This window comes from Streptosporangium sp. NPDC023615, from assembly GCF_040640155.1.
Lineage (GTDB): Bacteria > Actinomycetota > Actinomycetes > Streptosporangiales > Streptosporangiaceae > Streptosporangium.
In genome coordinates, this window is sequence record NZ_JBFABE010000052.1 from 15,645 (window position 1) to 31,884 (window position 16,240).

At 73.2% G+C, this 16,240-nt stretch carries 14 protein-coding genes; 4 read left to right on the top strand and 10 right to left on the bottom strand.

The genetic code is table 11. The features are described from left to right. Positions 1 to 802 precede the first annotated feature (802 nt). Together AB0G16_RS28320 and AB0G16_RS28325 are read right to left on the bottom strand one after the other, a co-directional pair. Entirely contained in the window at positions 803 to 1,384 is a 582-nt protein-coding gene (locus tag AB0G16_RS28320) for a ClpX C4-type zinc finger protein (RefSeq protein ID WP_362811351.1), read from the bottom strand. 130 nt (positions 1,385 to 1,514) lie between these two features. Beyond that, positions 1,515 to 2,798, bottom strand: coding sequence for a cytochrome P450 (locus AB0G16_RS28325; protein ID WP_362811354.1), 1,284 nt, complete (start codon positions 2,796 to 2,798; stop codon positions 1,515 to 1,517). A gap of 100 nt (positions 2,799 to 2,898) precedes the next feature. Between AB0G16_RS28325 and AB0G16_RS28330 the strand changes: the two genes are divergently transcribed. Then, the gene (locus AB0G16_RS28330; protein WP_362811356.1) at positions 2,899 to 4,065 is read left to right on the top strand and encodes a TetR/AcrR family transcriptional regulator; all 1,167 of its coding nucleotides are present in this window, start codon (positions 2,899 to 2,901) and stop codon (positions 4,063 to 4,065) included. Positions 4,066 to 4,098: 33 nt separating this feature from the next. Here the strand turns inward: AB0G16_RS28330 and AB0G16_RS28335 are convergent, their stop codons facing one another. Further along, entirely contained in the window at positions 4,099 to 5,805 is a 1,707-nt protein-coding gene (locus AB0G16_RS28335; protein ID WP_362811358.1) for a GAF domain-containing protein, read from the bottom strand. A gap of 153 nt (positions 5,806 to 5,958) precedes the next feature. Next, positions 5,959 to 6,669 (bottom strand): CBS domain-containing protein, encoded by a 711-nt coding sequence (locus AB0G16_RS28340; protein WP_362811362.1) that lies wholly within the window; start codon positions 6,667 to 6,669, stop codon positions 5,959 to 5,961. Positions 6,670 to 6,971: 302 nt separating this feature from the next. Here AB0G16_RS28340 and AB0G16_RS28345 point away from each other — a divergent pair, with 302 nt between their 5' ends. After that, positions 6,972 to 7,433, top strand: a complete 462-nt coding sequence (locus AB0G16_RS28345; protein ID WP_362811365.1) for a pyridoxamine 5'-phosphate oxidase family protein — start codon at positions 6,972 to 6,974, stop codon at positions 7,431 to 7,433. 220 nt (positions 7,434 to 7,653) lie between these two features. Here the strand turns inward: AB0G16_RS28345 and AB0G16_RS28350 are convergent, their stop codons facing one another. Beyond that, positions 7,654 to 8,481: a putative protein N(5)-glutamine methyltransferase gene (locus tag AB0G16_RS28350; RefSeq protein WP_362811368.1), complete on the bottom strand. Its 828-nt coding sequence runs from the start codon at positions 8,479 to 8,481 to the stop codon at positions 7,654 to 7,656. 697 nt (positions 8,482 to 9,178) lie between these two features. Continuing rightward, positions 9,179 to 9,826: a disulfide bond formation protein DsbA gene (locus AB0G16_RS28355; RefSeq protein ID WP_362811371.1), complete on the bottom strand. Its 648-nt coding sequence runs from the start codon at positions 9,824 to 9,826 to the stop codon at positions 9,179 to 9,181. 225 nt (positions 9,827 to 10,051) lie between these two features. Between AB0G16_RS28355 and AB0G16_RS28360 the strand changes: the two genes are divergently transcribed. Next, positions 10,052 to 10,255: a DUF5999 family protein gene (locus AB0G16_RS28360; protein WP_362811373.1), complete on the top strand. Its 204-nt coding sequence runs from the start codon at positions 10,052 to 10,054 to the stop codon at positions 10,253 to 10,255. 113 nt (positions 10,256 to 10,368) lie between these two features. Here AB0G16_RS28360 and AB0G16_RS28365 read toward each other — a convergent pair whose 3' ends face one another. The 3 genes from AB0G16_RS28365 to AB0G16_RS28375 form a co-directional block, all read right to left on the bottom strand. Then, positions 10,369 to 10,980: a dihydrofolate reductase family protein gene (locus AB0G16_RS28365; protein ID WP_362811375.1), complete on the bottom strand. Its 612-nt coding sequence runs from the start codon at positions 10,978 to 10,980 to the stop codon at positions 10,369 to 10,371. Positions 10,981 to 11,229: 249 nt separating this feature from the next. Beyond that, entirely contained in the window at positions 11,230 to 11,421 is a 192-nt protein-coding gene (locus AB0G16_RS28370; protein WP_362811377.1) for a DUF6203 family protein, read from the bottom strand. Positions 11,422 to 11,486: 65 nt separating this feature from the next. Beyond that, complete coding sequence (locus AB0G16_RS28375; RefSeq protein ID WP_362811380.1) at positions 11,487 to 12,314, bottom strand: TetR/AcrR family transcriptional regulator; 828 nt, start codon at positions 12,312 to 12,314, stop codon at positions 11,487 to 11,489. A 63-nt stretch (positions 12,315 to 12,377) separates the two neighbouring features. Here AB0G16_RS28375 and AB0G16_RS28380 point away from each other — a divergent pair, with 63 nt between their 5' ends. Next, positions 12,378 to 14,717: an excinuclease ABC subunit UvrA gene (locus tag AB0G16_RS28380; protein ID WP_362811383.1), complete on the top strand. Its 2,340-nt coding sequence runs from the start codon at positions 12,378 to 12,380 to the stop codon at positions 14,715 to 14,717. Positions 14,718 to 14,889: 172 nt separating this feature from the next. Here AB0G16_RS28380 and efeB read toward each other — a convergent pair whose 3' ends face one another. Continuing rightward, the gene (gene efeB, locus AB0G16_RS28385) at positions 14,890 to 16,164 is read right to left on the bottom strand and encodes an iron uptake transporter deferrochelatase/peroxidase subunit (RefSeq protein ID WP_362811387.1); all 1,275 of its coding nucleotides are present in this window, start codon (positions 16,162 to 16,164) and stop codon (positions 14,890 to 14,892) included. Between the last annotated feature and the right edge of the window lie 76 nt (positions 16,165 to 16,240).

The window sequence follows — 16,240 nt, forward strand, 5'->3', positions numbered from 1 at the left end:
CTCACCTGGTCGAATCGGTTCGCTAAAAGCGGCGGTTCGTCGAGCGGAAAAGAGGGCGTGTAGGGCGAAGCACATACAGGCGACCGACCGCCTGTCAAGTTCCGCTCCTCCCCGCCGGCTTCGAGAACTCCGCCGTACACGGCCTGTGCTGCGACGACGCCGATCGAGGCCGATGAAACGTTCAGCCGCCCCCGGTCCCGGGCGGCGTTCCGGTGCCCGCCCGGCAGGGGCGGACCGGGACCCGACCCGTCGGGAAGGACGTGACCGCCGCATCCGGCCGGACGCCGGGACACGGGCACCGCCCCGTTGTCGCATGCATATCAGTACGACACATGTGAGCGGTTCACGCGATCGAGGCGGCCCGAAGAACCGACTTTCCCGTATAACCACTGGCAGGAGAGGCACAGCGGCCCGACGGCGCACCGAACCGCCGTGTGCGCGTAACGAGATAAGTGTGCTTGGAGTCTTGACAGGTACCGGCGTGACGAACGTAATGGGTAACGAGGTCTCAGGAGGCGGCGCTCCGGAGAGTACCTCCCGGCCGGATCACGAAGGCGAGGTGCGAAACGCGGATCGATGACCTTCGTGTCGTGGCCGGCCGTACGTCCAGGCCTCGTTCGCCACGCGTCCCCGGTGTCGTTCACGGTGAGGCGTGCCGTCTTCCGGAGACACACGTGACCGACCTCCCCCCGCGGACCGGGCCGCTCTGGCTCCGGTGCGGACGTCCCCCGCCCTCGCCGTGACGGCAGGGCACCACGGCGGGGCCTTCACCGGGTGACCGCCCGCGGTCACGCCGGCCGCCTCAGGCGGACCTCTCGCGCCGCTCGCGGGGCACCAGGGTCGGGTTGACCCTGTCGAGGACGGTGTCGCGGCCGACCACGACCCGGGCCACGTCGTCCCGGCTCGGCACCTCGTACATCACGTCGAGCAGGACCTCCTCCAGGATCGCGCGGACCGCGCGGGCGCCGGTGCGGCGCAGCAGCGCCTGATCGGCGATCGCGGCGATGGCCTCCTCGGTGAACTCCAGCTCCACACCGTCCATGGCGAAGAGCCGGCGGTACTGCTCGACCGGCGCGTCGCGCGGCTCGGTGAGGATCCGCGTCAGCGCCGCCTGGACGGCCACCGCGAGCGTTCTGCGGGCGCTCTCCTGGCCGACCACGTACCGGCCGAGGAAGTCGTCGATCTCCCTGGGCGCGGGCGCTCGCGACGGCCCGGCCGGGGAGGGCCCGTCGCGGTCCTCCTCCATGAGCTCGGTGCAGATCCCCACGCACTCGTCGCAGATGTGGACGCCGGCCGGGCCCGCGATCAGCCGCGCGACCTGTTCGTTGCTCTTGTCGCAGAACGTGCACCTCGGCAGGGCGCCTCGGTCACCGGTCCGTGCCATGGAAAGCGTCTCCTCGATGTTCGCGGTCCGGGAAGGGCGCGGCCGTGCCGCCCGGGGACGCCGGGGACCCGACCCCGGACGGGGGCCCCGACACGCGGGAGCCGGCGGTACGGGAACCGGCCCGGTGGGGTCAGAGCCTCACGGGAAGCGAGACCAGGCGCCAGGTACCCGGGTCGAGGGCGCGACCGGCCCCCTCCTCGGGCCGGACGAACGCCAGGTCGGGGAAGCGGCGCAGCAGCCCCGTGAGCGCGACCTCGGTCTCCACCCGGGCCAGCGAGGCCCCCAGGCAGAAGTGCGGGCCGTGGGCGAACCCGAGGTGTCCCGGCGCGCCCGCGGGCCTGGTGAGGTCGAACCGGTCGGGGCCGTCGAACGCGCGCGGGTCGCGGTTGGCGGCGGCGACGACGGCGGTGACGGGCTCGCCCTTGCGCACGCGCGTGCCGAGGAGCTCGACGTCCTCGGTGGCGTAGCGGGGGATCGACAGCAGCACCGGGCCGCACCAGCGGGTCAGCTCGTCGACGGCGCGGGGCATCAGGGAGGGGTCCTCGCGGAGCGCGTCGAGCTGTTCGGGGTGGGAGAGCAGGAACTCCACCGCGTTGGCGATGAGGTTGGCGGGCGTCTGCCCCGCCAGGACGAGATGCCAGACCAGGGTGACGAGCTCGACGTCGTCGAGCCGGTCGCCGTCCTCGGCCTGGCCGCGGATGAGGTCGGAGAGCAGGTCGTCGGCGGGCTCCTCGCGCCGGCGGGCGACCGCCGCCTTGGCGCCCTCGATGATGCCGGGAACGGCCGCGGTGAACTCCGGTCCCATGACCGACGCCACGGTGAGTCCGTACTCGCGCCAGCGCAGGCGGTCGGACTCGGGGATGCCCACCAGCTCGCAGATCACGTCCATCGGCAGCGGCCTGGCGAAGTGCGGCAGCAGGTCCACCGTGCCGTTCTCGGCGTGGTCCGGCAGGGCGTCGAGCAGACGGTCGACGAGCGGCTCGATCCTCGGCCGGAACCGCGCGGCGCGGCGCGCGCTGAACGCCGGCGAGACCAGCCGGCGCAGCCGGGCGTGCTCGGTCCCGTCCATCTCGCTCATGGTCCGCATGTAGGGCACGCAGTCCTCGGGGACGTCGGGCCGCATGAAGCTGCCGGCGGTGATCTCGAAGCGCGGGTCGCTCAGCACCGCCTTGGCGTCCTCGTGGCGGGTGATGGCCAGCATGGGGCCGAAGCCCGGCGCCGACAGCCGCGCCAGCGGTGACCTCTCCCGGGCCCGCCCGTACACGGCGAAGGGATCGCGCATCACCTCCAGGTCGGTGAGCAGGATCTCGGGGATCTCGGGGGCTCCCGGGTTCCCGGCGGCCCCGGCGGGCGTCTCCCCCGAAGATCCCGCGACCTCGGCGGTCTCGTCCCCGTGCCGGTCGGCTGCGGTCATACGTCCTCCCGATTTCGGATGTTCACATCATATGATCTCATCATCTGAGTGGTGACGGTATCTTGGATCGGGACCGACGGCAACGCGAGGCGGGAGGGCGATGGGCCGGCTCAGCAGGGCGCAGTCGCAGGAGCACAACCGCGCCAGGGTGCTGGCCGCGGCCAGGGAGGAGTTCGCCGAGCGCGGCTTCAGGGACGCCAAGATCGACGGCATCGCCGAGCGCGCCGAGCTCACCCGCGGTGCGGTCTACTCCAACTTCTCCGGCAAGCGGGCCCTGTACTTCACGGTCCTGGCCGGCCTGGCGGAGCGTGCCCCCGAGCCGACGCCCCAGGAACCGGGGCTCACCCCCCGCGAGGCCCTCGGCGCGCTGGCCCGCGCCTGGCTGGCCCGGCTCCCCCTCACCACCGACGAGCACCGCGGGCTCGCCCGGCTCGGCATGGAGCTGATGCCCGAGATCCTCTCCGACGAGCGGCTCCGGCCGCCGTTCGCGCAGCTGATGAAACTCGACGCGATCCTGCTCGGGCTGGCCCTGGAGCGGTTGCGCCCGGCCGAACAGGCCGGTGGCCGCCTGGTGTGGATGGCCGAGGCCGCGCTCACCACCCTTCAGGGGGCGAGCCTGATGGCCGCCGCCGCCCCCGGCTTCACCGAGCCGTTCGACATCGTCAGCGCCTGCGAGCACCTGACGGAACTGGATCGCGACGACCGCCGGTTCTCCACCCCGTGGAACACCCGGGCGCGACCGGTCGACGAACCCTGGTCACCGCCCGGGGCGACGGACGCCGTACGTGCCGAGCCCGCCCCGCTCGGCGACGACGGCGTGGTGGCGATCCTCGGCCTGCACCGGCTGGAGGCCGTCGAGGAGGCCGTACGGGCCGCGCCGCCGGGGGCCGCGATCACCGCCGTCCTGGTCACCGGAGGCTCCGACGAGCTGGCGCCACTGGCCCGGCTGACCGTCGCCGACCTCTGCGGCTGCCTGCGCCAGGCCTTCCCGCGATCGGCCTGGCCGCGCCTGCGGGTGGTCTTCGACGAGTCGGGCGCGGTCGCCGCGGCGGCCGGCCTGCCCGTCGTCGGCGAGGGGACCGAGACGGCGGTACGCGTCGAGTCCGGCCGGATCGTGCTCCGCGCCGACGGCCGCGGCGCGTGCCACACGGCCGCCTCGGCCCCCTCGGCCGGCACCACCGGCGGCGACGGCACCGGTACGGGCCTGGCCGGCGACTCGATCCCCCCGGGACGGGCGGGACGTCGCGGCCGACCGGCGGGGCCGTGACGAGGGCCGCCTCCCGCGACGGCCCGTACGCCCTCAGTTCAGCGGTACGCGCCAGGCCAGCCGGGTCCCGCCGGTCGCGTCCGGGCCCGCCTCGAAGGAGCCCCCCAGCGCGACGGCCCGGTCGTGCATGTTGCGCAGGCCGCTGCGCTTGCCCTCGCCGGGCAGCCCGACCCCGTCGTCGGTGACGGTGAGGGTGAGCCGGTCGGCGGTGGCCTCGGTGAAGACGTCGGCCCGGCTCGCCCTGGCGTGGCGCACGATGTTCGACAGCGCCTCGCGCAGCACGGCCAGCAGGTGCTCGGCGACCGGCTCGGGGACCCTGTTGTCGAGCTGGCCCTCCATCCGCAGGCCCGGCATGAAGCCCAGGTGCCCGCGGGCGCCCTCGACCAGCTCCACGATCCGCGCGCGCAGGCTGGGATCGTCGGCCTGACGCGGGGTCTGCAGGGCGAAGATGGTCGAGCGGATCTGGCGGATCGTCTCGTCCAGCTCGTTGATCCCGTGCTGGAGACGGTCGGAGGCCTCGGGGTGCTCGACGAACCGCACGATGCTCATCAGCGTCATGGCCACGGCGAACAGCCGCTGGATGACCACGTCGTGCAGGTCCTTGGCGATCCGGTCGCGATCCTCCAGCAGACCCAGCCGCTCGGCGTCCTGGCGGGCCTCGGCCAGCTCCAGGGCGATCGCGGCCTGCCCGGCGAAGGAGTGCAGGGTGCGCAGCTCGGTGGGGTTGAACGGGATGCGTCCCGGGCGTTTGCCCAGCGTCAGCACCCCGCGCACCGCCCCGGCCGCGCCCAGCGGCACCGCGGCCACCGGTCCCACCGCCAGGTGGTCGGCCAGCGCGTCCGGCAGGCCCGCCTCCGACAGGACGCTGACCATGAGGGGCTCACCGCTTCGCAGCGCCCGCCCGGCCAGGGAGTCCTCCATGCTCACCTCGGCCCGGCCGATCTCCTCGACGTCCAGACCGTCGGCGATCAGCACCCGCAGGGCCTTCCGGCCCCTGTCCGGAAGCATGATCATCGCGATGTCGGCCCCGGCCAGCTCCCGTGCCCGCCTCGCCACCAGCGTCAGCACCTGCTGCGGCTCGGCTCCCGAGAGCAGGCCCGTGGTGACCTCGGCCGAGGCCTGCAGCCACATCTCCCGCCGCCGGGTCTCCTCGTACAGCCGCGCGTTCTCGATGGCCACGCCCGCCGCGCTGGCCAGCGCGGACACGATCGCCTCGTCCTCCTCGTCGAACTCCCCGCCACCGCGCTTCTCGGTGAGGTACAGGTTGCCGAACACCTCGTCGCGCACCCGGATCGGCACCCCGAGGAAGGACCCCATGGGCGGGTGGCCGGGCGGGAACCCGTAGGAGGCGGGATGGTCGGTGATGTGCGCCAGCCGCAAGGTCTGCGGCTCCTTGATCAGCAACCCCAGCAGGCCCAGCCCGTGCGGCCAGTGCTCGATCCTGGCGATCTCCTCCTCGTCCAGCCCCACCGGGACGAACTGCACCAGCGTGCTCTCCTGCCCGACCACGCCCAAAGCCCCGTAGGTTGCGTCGACCAGTTGGGTGGCGGTCTCCACGATCCTGCGCAGCACGACCTCCAGATCGAGGTCGCTGCCCACCGAGACGACCGCCTCGAGCAGCGCGTGCACCCGGTCCCGGGTGGCCAGCACCGCCTCCAGGCGCCCCTGCAACTCCGACAGCAACTCGTCCAGCCGCATGTTGGGGATCAGGGAGCGCGACCCCTTTTCCGTCTCCGTCATACGGGGAAGTCTGGCATCCGGCGCCGCCACGGCCCACTCCGTTCGAGATCCCGGCCCCGCCCGTCCCCCACCACGGACTTCACCGGCACGGACTTCACGGGCACCCGCCTCGAGGCACCCGTCTCACGATCGCGAACCTCACGGGTAAGGGACTCACAGGTACGGAGCCGGGACCCGGGCCAGGTCGTCGGACCGGAAGGCCGGGACGCCCCTGACGTCCACCACACCGTCGATCTCGCGGACGGCCTCCAGCAGCGGCGCGATCTGCGAGCGCCGGGCGACCTGGCCGCCCAGCGTCACGACCCCCTCCTCCACCGAGACCGCGACCTGCCCGTCGGGCAGGCGCAGGCGCCGCAGGCTCAGTTCGACGTCGTGGCGGAGATCCGCCTCCGGGCGCAGGAAGACCTTCAGCAGATCCCGCTGGTGGACGGTTCCGGCCATCCTGCCCGTCACGGCGTCGATGACCGGTAGCTGCTTGATCCGGTGCGCGTGCATGAGCCTGGCCGCCTCCCGGGCCGGGGTCGCCGTCGTCACCGTGATCGCCGGGCTGGTCATGATCTCACCCGCGACGGTCCCCACGGCCTTGCGGCGCTCGTGACGACGCTCCTGACGGTGCCCGAGCCCTCCCAGGAGGCCGCCGGGGAGGCCACGCTCGAAGGGACCGCCGTCCGCCCGCTGCCCGGCCGTCTCCCTGAGCAGGAGATCGTCCTCCGAGACCAGGCCCACCGGGCGGCGGTCGGCGTCGATCACGGTGACCGCGCCGACCTTGAAACGCCGCATCGTGGCGACCAGGTCGGCGAACGAGGCGTCCCGTTCGACCGCGATGGCCACCCTGCCCATGATGTCCTTCACCTGAATCGTCATCGCTGACCTCCTCTTGTCCTCCCAGTGTGGTCGCGGGGACCGGGCCCGCGTCATCGGCGAAGGTCCTCAGGCGATGGGACGTTCGTCTCCCCTGCCGGCCGCGGGCGCACGAGGAAATCGGACCGTCCCGCCGCCCTCGCCCTTCCTCGCCCCGCCCCGTCGCGTCCCGCCCCGCCCCGCCCCGTCTCCGCCGTGTCCCCGCCGTCCCGTCCCGCCCCGGCCGGGCCCGGCGGTAACGTTTCCCCCGAGGGGGCGTTTCCCTCGTGAGGCCGGCGTGAAGGGAATCGATCGTGGAGGAGCGTATGGGCGAGCAGGTTGCGGCCGGCGACGGGCACGGGGGCGTTCCCGGCGCGCTGGAGACGCTCGGCCGCGAGGAGTGCCTGCGGTTGATCAGTGCGGGCGGGGTGGGCAGGGTGGCCTTCAACGACCAGGGCGGGCCGGTGATCCTCCCGGTCAACTACGTGCTGCACGAGGAGACGGTGATCTTCCGTACCGCCGTGGGCGGCCCCTTCGACGCGGGCCTGCGGACCGGCGTCGAGGGCGTCGAATTCAAGATCGCATTCGAGGTCGACCAGCTCGACGCCACCACGAGCCAGGGGTGGAGCGTGCTGGTACGCGGCGGGGTGCACCACCTCTCCACGCCCGACGAGCTGGCCGCCGCGCAGGCCACCGGCGTACAGCCCTGGGCCGGTGGCGAACGGACGCTCTACGTCAGGATCTCCGCCAACGAGATCACCGGCCGCCGCATCGGAAGCGGCCGGTGAGACACGCGCCCACCTGCCCGACGGCCCGCGCCGAACCGCCTGAACCTGACGGGACGAAACAAACCTGAAGCAGGTGAAACAGGCCGGAGCACGCCGAGCCGGGGCGGTCCGCCCGGCTCAGACCGCCCCGGCCCAAACCGCCTCGAACCGCTTCGGTGCGGACCGCCTCGGCCCCCCGGCCCGGGCGGGACCGCCGAGACCACCGCGGCCCCGCGGGTGATCAGCCGTCCCGCCCCGTCCCGGCCGTGGGCCCGGTGCCGATGACGACGGTGGCGTCCAGTTCCTCGGAACGGGCCACCCTCGGCTCCAGCCCGTTGCGGGCGAAGGCCGCCACGGTCCGCGGGGCCTGCCGCTCGCTCGTCTCCACCAGCAGACGACCGTCCGGCGCCAGCCAGCGTGACGCCTCGGCGGTCACCCTCCGCTGGACCTCGACACCGTCCTCGCCGCCGTCGAGCGCCACCAGGGGCTCGTGCACCCGCGCCTCCGCGGGCAGCAGCCCGATCGCCTCGGTGGGGACGTAGGGCGCGTTGGCCACCAGGAGATCGACGCGGCCCCGCAACGCCGCGGGCAGCGGCTCGTAGAGATCACCCTCGTAGACCCGGCCCCCGGCGCCGACGTTGCGTCGGGCGCACCGCACCGCGGCGGGGTCGATGTCCACGGCGTACAACTCGGCCTCACCCAGGGCCGTGGCCAGCGCGGAGCCCACCGCGCCCGAACCGCAGCACAGGTCGACGATCACCCAAGGGCGGCCGGACGGACGGTCCGCGACCGCCAGGGAGGCGGCCTGACGCACGAGGAACTCGGTACGACGACGCGGCACGAACACGCCGGGATCGACCAGGAATCGCGCGCCGTAGAACTCCGCCCAGCCGAGGACGTGTTCCAGCGGCAGGCCGGTGACCCTCCGCTCCACCATCCCGGCGAGATCGGCGGGTGTGCGGGCGTTGGTCAGCAGCAGCTCCGCCTCCTCCTCGGCGAAGACACAGCCGGCGGCACGGAGCCTGGAGACGACGACGGGCAGGGACAACAGAGAGGGAAGAACCGGCATGGAGAACCTTTCGGGAAGCCGACGGGGCTCCCTCGGTCACCTATGCCGGATGAACCGCGCGGATGCGAGAAGGGAGCACCCGACCTGATACAGCGGTAATGGGTCTCACCTCCTCGGTAGGTCCGTTCGGACGGGGCAACACTACCGGATGCGTCTCCGCCACGGAGCTCACGGAGCGAAACACGGGGCACGATCGTTCCGTGGGGGCTCGCCCCCGCCGGCTTCGCTCCCCTGATCCCGGAGGCCCTCCACACCGTGACGGCCCGATGAGCGCGCCATTACAAAGTAGATCAATAGCAATGCCCGAAATAGTGTTAATTGAGAGGAATGACAGGAATGCTCGATATGGGGTAACTCCCGAGCCATGAACGGGGAACATCGGGGGGAGATCGACGTGTCCGGATCCGGCGCGCGTCACACCGATCCGGCCGGAACCCGCTCGACGGGCACCGCCTTGAACGACACCGCCTTGAACGACACCGGCCGGGGTGTCTCCGGCCGGGACACCGTCGGCCCGCACGGGGCCGGCGCGCGCACCCGCCCACGGCCACACCGCTCGACCACGTGACCGGCCGGCCGTCACACCGTCACACCGCCCGGCCGTCACCCACCCGGCCCACCCCACCCGGTCACACCGTCCGCGTCACGCCGTCACACCGTCACGCCGTCACACCGTCCGCGTCACGCCGTCACGCCGTCATTCCGGGCCGGCGGCGGGTGCCGGAGGGTCGAGCCGGGGGGCGGCGGGCGGCTGCCCCTTGAGCTCGTGGAAGGCGGGCGTGCCGGCCACCAGCAGCGTCCCGTCCCACAGGCGGCCCGCCCCCTCCCCCACGGGGACCTCCGAGATCACCGGGCCGAAGAACGCGACGCGCTCCCCGCCCGTGCCGGTGACGGCCACCACGGGGGTGCCCACGTGGTCGCCGCCGATCAGGCCGAGACCCTCGGCGTGCGAGGCGCGTACGGCCTCGTCGTGGGCGGTCGACGCGCCGGCCTCGGCCAGCTCCCGCGGCAGCCCGGCGGCGGCCAGCGCGTCGTGCAGGGACTCGGGCCACTCCTGGCCGCGCCCGCGCCCGGCCGTCCACATCGCGGTGTAGAACCGCGCGAGCGCCTCCTGCCCGTACCGTTCCAGCACGGCGGCGCAGACCCGCACCGGCACCCACAGGTACCCCTCGCTGTCCCCCTCGGGATCGTCGTCGCGCCCCTCGTTGAGCACCGAGAGGCTCATCAGGTGCCAGCGCACCTCGACGGGGCGGACCTTCTCCACCTCCAGCAGCCACCGGGAGGTGAGCCAGGTGTAGGGGCAGGAGGGATCGAACCAGAAGTCCGCGATCGCCTTGTCCGTCATCGCACGCTCTCCACTCGTCATCGCCGGGCCACGACCGGGCCGCCGTGCCCCCCGGCCTGCCGTACCCGGCGCGCCCGGTCTCATCCCCCGGCGGCACGGAACCCCTACTCCGGCACGGAACGACGTTAGGGGTACTTGTACGCGGACCGTCCGCGATCCCGGAGTGATACTGAGAGCGTTCGACGGCGAGCAGCCGTGATCCGAGCCGACCGATCGAGGTCTGCCATGTGTCAGCACGAACCCCGCTGCCCCTCCGGGTACGCCTCCGACCGCGAGGCCGCGCGCCCCGTCGCCTCCCGTCCCGAGCAGGGGTGGACCCTCCTGTGCAACGGTGTCGTCCTGTTCGACGACACCGGTGAGCTCCTGCCCGACGGCCGCGCCGTTCCCCCGCACCGGCCCACCCGGGTCCTTCTGTCCCCGACCACCTGAGCCGTTCCCCGCCGGGACGCGACCGTGCCCCGGCGAGTGCGGCGCCGGGCGGATCGGGCCGGGCAGGCCAGGCCAGGCCGGATCGGGCGGGTCAGGGCCGATGTCCGGGCGGGTCAGGCCGGGCCGGCCGCGCCCGCCGCCGGCTCGACCGGCTCGTAGGTCGCGATCACCACCCCGGTGGTCGTGGTCAGGGAGCCGACGAGCCGCAGGGCGCCGAGGGCGCCCTGCTCCGCGAAGAGGCGCCGTCCGGTTCCCAGCACCAGCGGATGGATCAGCAGGATGTACCGGTCGACGAGCCCGCGGCGCGTCAGCGACCGGAGCAGGTCCCCGCTGCCGAGCACCACCAGGTCACCGCCGGGCTGCTCCCTGAGGCGGGCCACCTCGTCGGTGGCGTCGCCGGGCATGAGGACGGAGTTGGCCCAGGGCAGCGGTTCCCGCAGCGTCCTGGACGCGACGTACTTCGGCGTGGCGGCGAGTACCTCGGTGAAGGGGTTGTCGCGCTGCCCGGGCCAGAAGGAGAAGAAGTCCTCGTAGGTCCTGCGACCGAGCACCAGCGCCCGGGTCCGGCTCATCCCCTCGCCCATCACCCGGCCGGCGACCTCGTCGCCGTAGGGCCGGGCCCACCCCCCGTGCCCGAAGCCCCCGCGCGGGTCCTCGTCGGCCCGGCCGGGCGCCTGCATCACGCCGTCGAGCGACATGTTGTTGACCGTCACGACGATGCTCATCGTCTCTCCGCTTCGGGGTCCCGCCGGCCTCGTGCCGGCGTCTCACCCCTACACGAACGGCCGGCCGGTGGATCGACACCGGCCCGAAAGGAGAGGGGCCCCTTTCTCCCCGCCGGGCCCGTTCCCCCGCCGGCCCCGCACGCCGGACCGATGGCCGGCGCCCGGGGTCCGGCCCTCACCGGCCGGTCCGAGGACTCCCGCGCGACGTTCCGGGCCGCGCGGACGGGCGCCCCGGAGGACGCCCGTCCGTCAGCGGCGCCGCCCCGAACGGACGACGGGCCTGGCCTTGCGCGAACCGTGGGCACGCCGGGCGCCTCGCCCCTGCTCGACCTGGGCGCGCTGCTTGCGCCGGCCCAGCAGCCAGCCCACTCCCAGGACGGCCAGACCGAACGGCGTACGGGCCAGCCAGCGTGCCACCACGACCTTGAAGAACTTTTTCATGACCCCCTTACTGCCCTGCGGGAGGCCGATTAGACGACCGGGACGCCCCCCCGGGGGGTGGATTTTCAGCGAGCTCCGCCGCGGGCTCCCCGCGCGGCCCGCCCGGCGTCGTTCCGGCGTACGGCCGCCTCGACGCCGTCGAGGAACACGCCGAGCCCGGTCGCGAAGGCCTCCCTGGCCTCCCGCTCCAGGTAGGGGACGGTCTCGTCCTCGGAACGGTAGGCGCCCTCGCTCTCCATCCAGGTCACGACGGGGAAGCGCTCGGTGAAGTCGAGGGCGACCTCCTGGAGCAGGGCCGAGCGGGCGTACCACCACTCGTCGTCGGACATCCCGGTCTCGACCGGGGCCCGCCGGGTCTCGGCGATCGTCTGCGCCGCCCCGCGCACGAGGTGCGTCAGCGCGCCGACGACGCGGCGCAGCACGCCGGCCGGCAGCCCGCTCTCGCGGAGGGCGCGCAGCACCGTCTCGAGCATGACGTACTCGTTGGGGCCGAGCACCGGGCGCGCCGGGGAGACCTGCAGCATCCACGGGTGCCGCAGGTAGAACTCCCAGAGGTCCTCGGCCCAGGCGGTCACGGCCGCCCGCCAGCCCGCCGCGGTGTCGTAGCCGGTGGGCAGCTCGGCCAGCGCGTGGTCGTACATCAGGTCGACCAGCTCGCTCTTGCTCGGGACGTAGGTGTAGAGGGCCATGGCGGTGCGCCCGAGCCGTTCGCCCACCGCGCGCATGGACAGGGCGGCCATCCCCTCGGCGTCGGCCACGGCGATGCCCGCCGCCACGATCAGGTCCACGCTCAGCGCGGGCCTGGGCCCGGGACGCACCTGCGGGGGGCCGGGGGCACGCCAGAGCAGGGACATGGAGCGGCGCGCGTCACCCTGTCCGGCGAAGACCACCACTTGCAACTCCTTACGGCATAAACTAATTTGTCCGAGCCATCTCCTTACAGCCTAAGGATATCAATGAGAAGGTTCGCATTCCCGTCCGACCGACCGGTGTCCGGCGGTCGCGCCCGGTGGCGGGCCCGTGTCGCGGACGCCCACGACGTGATCGAGGTCCGCGGCGCCAGGGAGAACAACCTCGCCGACGTCTCCCTGGACATCCCCAAGCGCCGCCTCACCGTCTTCACCGGCGTCTCCGGGTCCGGGAAGTCCTCGCTGGTCTTCGGCACGATCGCCGCGGAGTCACAGCGCCTGATCAACGAGACCTACACGGCCTTCATCCAGTCGTTCATGCCGAGCCTGGGCCGGCCCGACGTCGACTCCCTGCGCAACCTGAGCGCCGCGATCATCGTCGACCAGGAGCGGATGGGCGCCAACTCCCGGTCCACGGTCGGCACCGCGACCGACGCGCAGACCATGCTGAGGATCGTCTTCAGCAGGATCGGCGTCCCGCACGTCGGCACCTCCAGCGCGTTCAGCTTCAACAGCGCCGAGGGCATGTGCCCGGACTGCGAGGGGCTCGGCCGGGTGTCGGACATCGACGTCACCGCCTTCCTCGACGTCGACCGCTCGCTCAACGAGGGGGCGATCATGGCGCCCAACTTCACCGTGGGCTCCTGGTACTGGCAGAACACGGCCCTGTCCGGGTTCTTCGACCCCGACGTCAAGCTCAGGGACTACACCCCCCGGCAGTGGGAGGACCTGCTGCACAGGCCCGCCACCAAGATCAAGATCGGGACCACGAACACCAGTTACGAGGGGCTCCTGGTCAAGATCCGGCGTACCTACCTCGGCAAGGACCGCGAGTCGCTGCAGCCGCACATCCGGGCGTTCGTGGACCGGGCGGTGACCTTCACCGGCTGCCGCGCGTGCGGCGGCACCCGGCTCAACCCCGCCGCGCTGTCGTCGAGGATCGGCGGCCGCGACATCGCCGAGTGCTCGGCCATGCAGATCAGCGACCTGGCCGCCTTCGTCGCGGGCGTCGAGGACGCGTCGGTGGGGCCGCTGATCGCCACCCTGCGCAACACGCTGGACTCGCTGGTGGAGATCGGGCTGGGTTACCTGAGCCTGGACCGCGAGTCCGCCACCCTGTCCGGCGGCGAGGCCCAGCGGGTGAAGATGGTCCGCCACCTCGGCTCCAGCCTGACCGACGTCACCTACGTCTTCGACGAGCCCACGGTGGGGCTGCACCCGCACGACATCGAGCGGATGAACGGGCTGCTGCTGCGCCTGCGCGACAAGGGCAACACGGTCCTGGTCGTCGAGCACAAGCCCGAGACGATCGAGATCGCCGACCACGTGGTCGACCTGGGCCCGGGCGCGGGCACGTCCGGGGGCCGGATCTGCTACGCCGGCGACGTGGCCGGGCTGCGGCGCTCGGGTTCCCTCACCGGCCGCCACCTGGACCACCGCGCCCGGCTGCGCGAGCGGGTGCGCCGGCCCTCCGGGTGGCTGCCGATCAGGGGTGCCGCCCTGCACAACCTCAGGGACGTGGACGTCGACATCCCGCTCGGCGTGCTGACCGTGGTCACCGGTGTCGCGGGCTCCGGCAAGAGCTCGCTGATCCACGGTTCCCTCCCCCGCTCCGAGGACGTGGCCGTGGTCGACCAGAGCCCGATCCGCGGTTCCCGGCGCAGCAACCCGGCCACCTACACCGGGCTGCTGGACCCGATCCGCACCGCCTTCGCCAAGGCCAACGGGGTGCGGGCGGCCCTGTTCAGCGCGAACTCCGAGGGGGCCTGCCCCAACTGCAAGGGCATCGGCCTGGTCTACACCGACCTGGCGATGATGGCCGGGGTCGCGTCGGTGTGCGAGCAGTGCGAGGGCAGGAGGTTCACCCCCGAGGTGCTCACCCACAAGCTGCGCGGCAAGGACATCAGCGAGGTGCTGGCCATGTCGGTGACCGAGGCGCGCGACTTCTTCGGGTCGGGCGCGGGCTCCGGCGCGGCGCGGGCCGTCCTGGACCGGCTGTCCGACGTGGGCCTGGGCTACCTCGGCCTGGGCCAGCCGCTGACCACGCTGTCCGGCGGCGAGCGGCAGCGGCTCAAGCTGGCCATCCGGATGGCGGAGAAGGCCGCGACGTACGTGCTGGACGAGCCGACCACCGGGCTGCACCTGGCGGACGTGGACCAGCTCCTGGCCCTGCTCGACCGGCTCGTCGACGACGGCAACACGGTCGTCGTCATCGAGCACCACCAGGCCGTGATGGCGCACGCCGACTGGATCGTCGACATGGGCCCGGGGGCCGGCCAGGACGGTGGCCGGGTGGTCTTCACCGGCACGCCCGCCGAGCTCGTCGGGCGGGGGGACTCGCTCACCGCCCGGCACCTGCGCGTCTACGTGGGGAAGGACGCCGTCTGACCGGCGGCGCACCGGCCGTGCCCGGTGTCGTGTGACCGGCCGGGACGACGGGCGGACGGCCCCGAAGCGCGCCCGCCCGTACCCGCCGGGCACGGGCGGGGGCGGGCGGGTCAGGCGGGGCACGCGCGCCGGGTCGGACGGGTCGCGGTCGGCCGGACGGGTCGCGGTCGACTCAGGCGAACAGGGCCCGGCCCCAGAAGTCGCCGGCGTCGCGTACGCCCGGCGGGCAGGCGAACAGGGCGCTGGAGACGTGCCTGATGTACTCGTTGAGGGAGTCGGCCCCGGCCAGGGAGCGTTGCACGGTGACGAACTGCCGGTGCGGATTCCGCTGGTAGGCCATGAAGAACAGTCCCGCGTCCAGGCGGCCCAGCCCGTCGGAACCGTCGACGTAGTTGTAGCCGCGGCGCAGCAGCCGCGCTCCCCCGTTGTGGGAGGGGTGGGCGAGCCGTACGTGCGCGTCGTCCTTGACGAGCACCTGCCCGTCGGGACCCTTGAGGGTGAAGTCCATCTCGTCGAACTCGGCCTTGCGGCCCAGCGGGGCGCCCTCGCCCTTGTCCCGGCCGAAGATCTGCTCCTGCTCGGCCAGCGGGGCGCGGTCCCACGTCTCGACCAGCATCCGGATCTTGCGGGTGACCAGGTAGCTGCCGCCGGTCATCCAGTCCGGGCCGTCGCCCGGCGCCACCCAGAGGTGCTCCTTCAGCAGCGCCACGTCCTCCAGCTTGAGGTTGGCGGTGCCGTCCTTGAACCCCATCAGGTTGCGCGCCGTCGCCTGGGAACGCGACGTCGAGGACGTGCGGCCGAAGCCGAGCTGGGTCCAGCGGACCGAGACCCTGCCGAAGCCGATGCGCGCCAGGTTGCGGATGGCGTGCACCGCGACCTGCGGGTCGTGCGCGCACGCCTGCACGCACAGGTCACCGCCGGAGATGTCCTTCAGCAGCGCGTCTCCGGGCAGGTGCGGCAGGTCGGCCAGCGCGGCCGGCCGGCGCGCGGCCAGCCCGAAACGGTCGTCGAACAGCGAACCGCCGAAGCCGACGGTCAGCGTCAGGCCGGAGGCCGGCAGGCCGAGCGCCTCGCCGGTGTCGTCCGGCGGCGCCTCGCGTTCCCCGCCGACCGCGCCGAACACGCCGGCCTCCTCCCCCCGCGTCATCCGGGCCGCGGCGGCGGTCCACTCCTGGAGCAGATCGACCAGTTCGGCCTTCTTCTCGGTGATCACGTCGAACGAGACGAAGTGCAGCCTGTCCTGGGCCGGGGTGACGATGCCCGCCTGGTGCTCGCCGTAGAAGCCGACCGGGTCGGCGGCGGAGGCGGGGCGCGCGGCGGGGGCCGGCTCCCGCCCACCTCCGGTTCCGCCTCCGGTGCCGCGTACCACGAGCGCGCCGGCGCCGGCGGCCGCCGCCCCCGCGGCGCCCATCCCCAGCAGTCCCCTGCGGCTGATCCGTCCGCTCATCGCGCCCCTCCCTCCTCGGGTCCCCGGAGTGACCCGCCGTCCGCCGTCACCGCGACCTGCCGCTCGTCACCGTGAC

Bases quoted from the DNA above. Each gene is read 5' to 3' on its own strand.
- AB0G16_RS28320 (WP_362811351.1), bottom strand. From the start codon at position 1,384: ATGGCACGGACCGGTGACCGAGGCGCCCTGCCGAGGTGCACGTTCTGC.
- AB0G16_RS28325 (WP_362811354.1), bottom strand. From the start codon at position 2,798: ATGACCGCAGCCGACCGGCACGGGGACGAGACCGCCGAGGTCGCGGGA.
- AB0G16_RS28330 (WP_362811356.1), top strand. From the start codon at position 2,899: ATGGGCCGGCTCAGCAGGGCGCAGTCGCAGGAGCACAACCGCGCCAGG.
- AB0G16_RS28335 (WP_362811358.1), bottom strand. From the start codon at position 5,805: ATGACGGAGACGGAAAAGGGGTCGCGCTCCCTGATCCCCAACATGCGG.
- AB0G16_RS28340 (WP_362811362.1), bottom strand. From the start codon at position 6,669: ATGACGATTCAGGTGAAGGACATCATGGGCAGGGTGGCCATCGCGGTC.
- AB0G16_RS28345 (WP_362811365.1), top strand. From the start codon at position 6,972: ATGGGCGAGCAGGTTGCGGCCGGCGACGGGCACGGGGGCGTTCCCGGC.
- AB0G16_RS28350 (WP_362811368.1), bottom strand. From the start codon at position 8,481: ATGCCGGTTCTTCCCTCTCTGTTGTCCCTGCCCGTCGTCGTCTCCAGG.
- AB0G16_RS28355 (WP_362811371.1), bottom strand. From the start codon at position 9,826: ATGACGGACAAGGCGATCGCGGACTTCTGGTTCGATCCCTCCTGCCCC.
- AB0G16_RS28360 (WP_362811373.1), top strand. From the start codon at position 10,052: ATGTGTCAGCACGAACCCCGCTGCCCCTCCGGGTACGCCTCCGACCGC.
- AB0G16_RS28365 (WP_362811375.1), bottom strand. From the start codon at position 10,980: ATGAGCATCGTCGTGACGGTCAACAACATGTCGCTCGACGGCGTGATG.
- AB0G16_RS28370 (WP_362811377.1), bottom strand. From the start codon at position 11,421: ATGAAAAAGTTCTTCAAGGTCGTGGTGGCACGCTGGCTGGCCCGTACG.
- AB0G16_RS28380 (WP_362811383.1), top strand. From the start codon at position 12,378: ATGAGAAGGTTCGCATTCCCGTCCGACCGACCGGTGTCCGGCGGTCGC.
- efeB (WP_362811387.1), bottom strand. From the start codon at position 16,164: ATGAGCGGACGGATCAGCCGCAGGGGACTGCTGGGGATGGGCGCCGCG.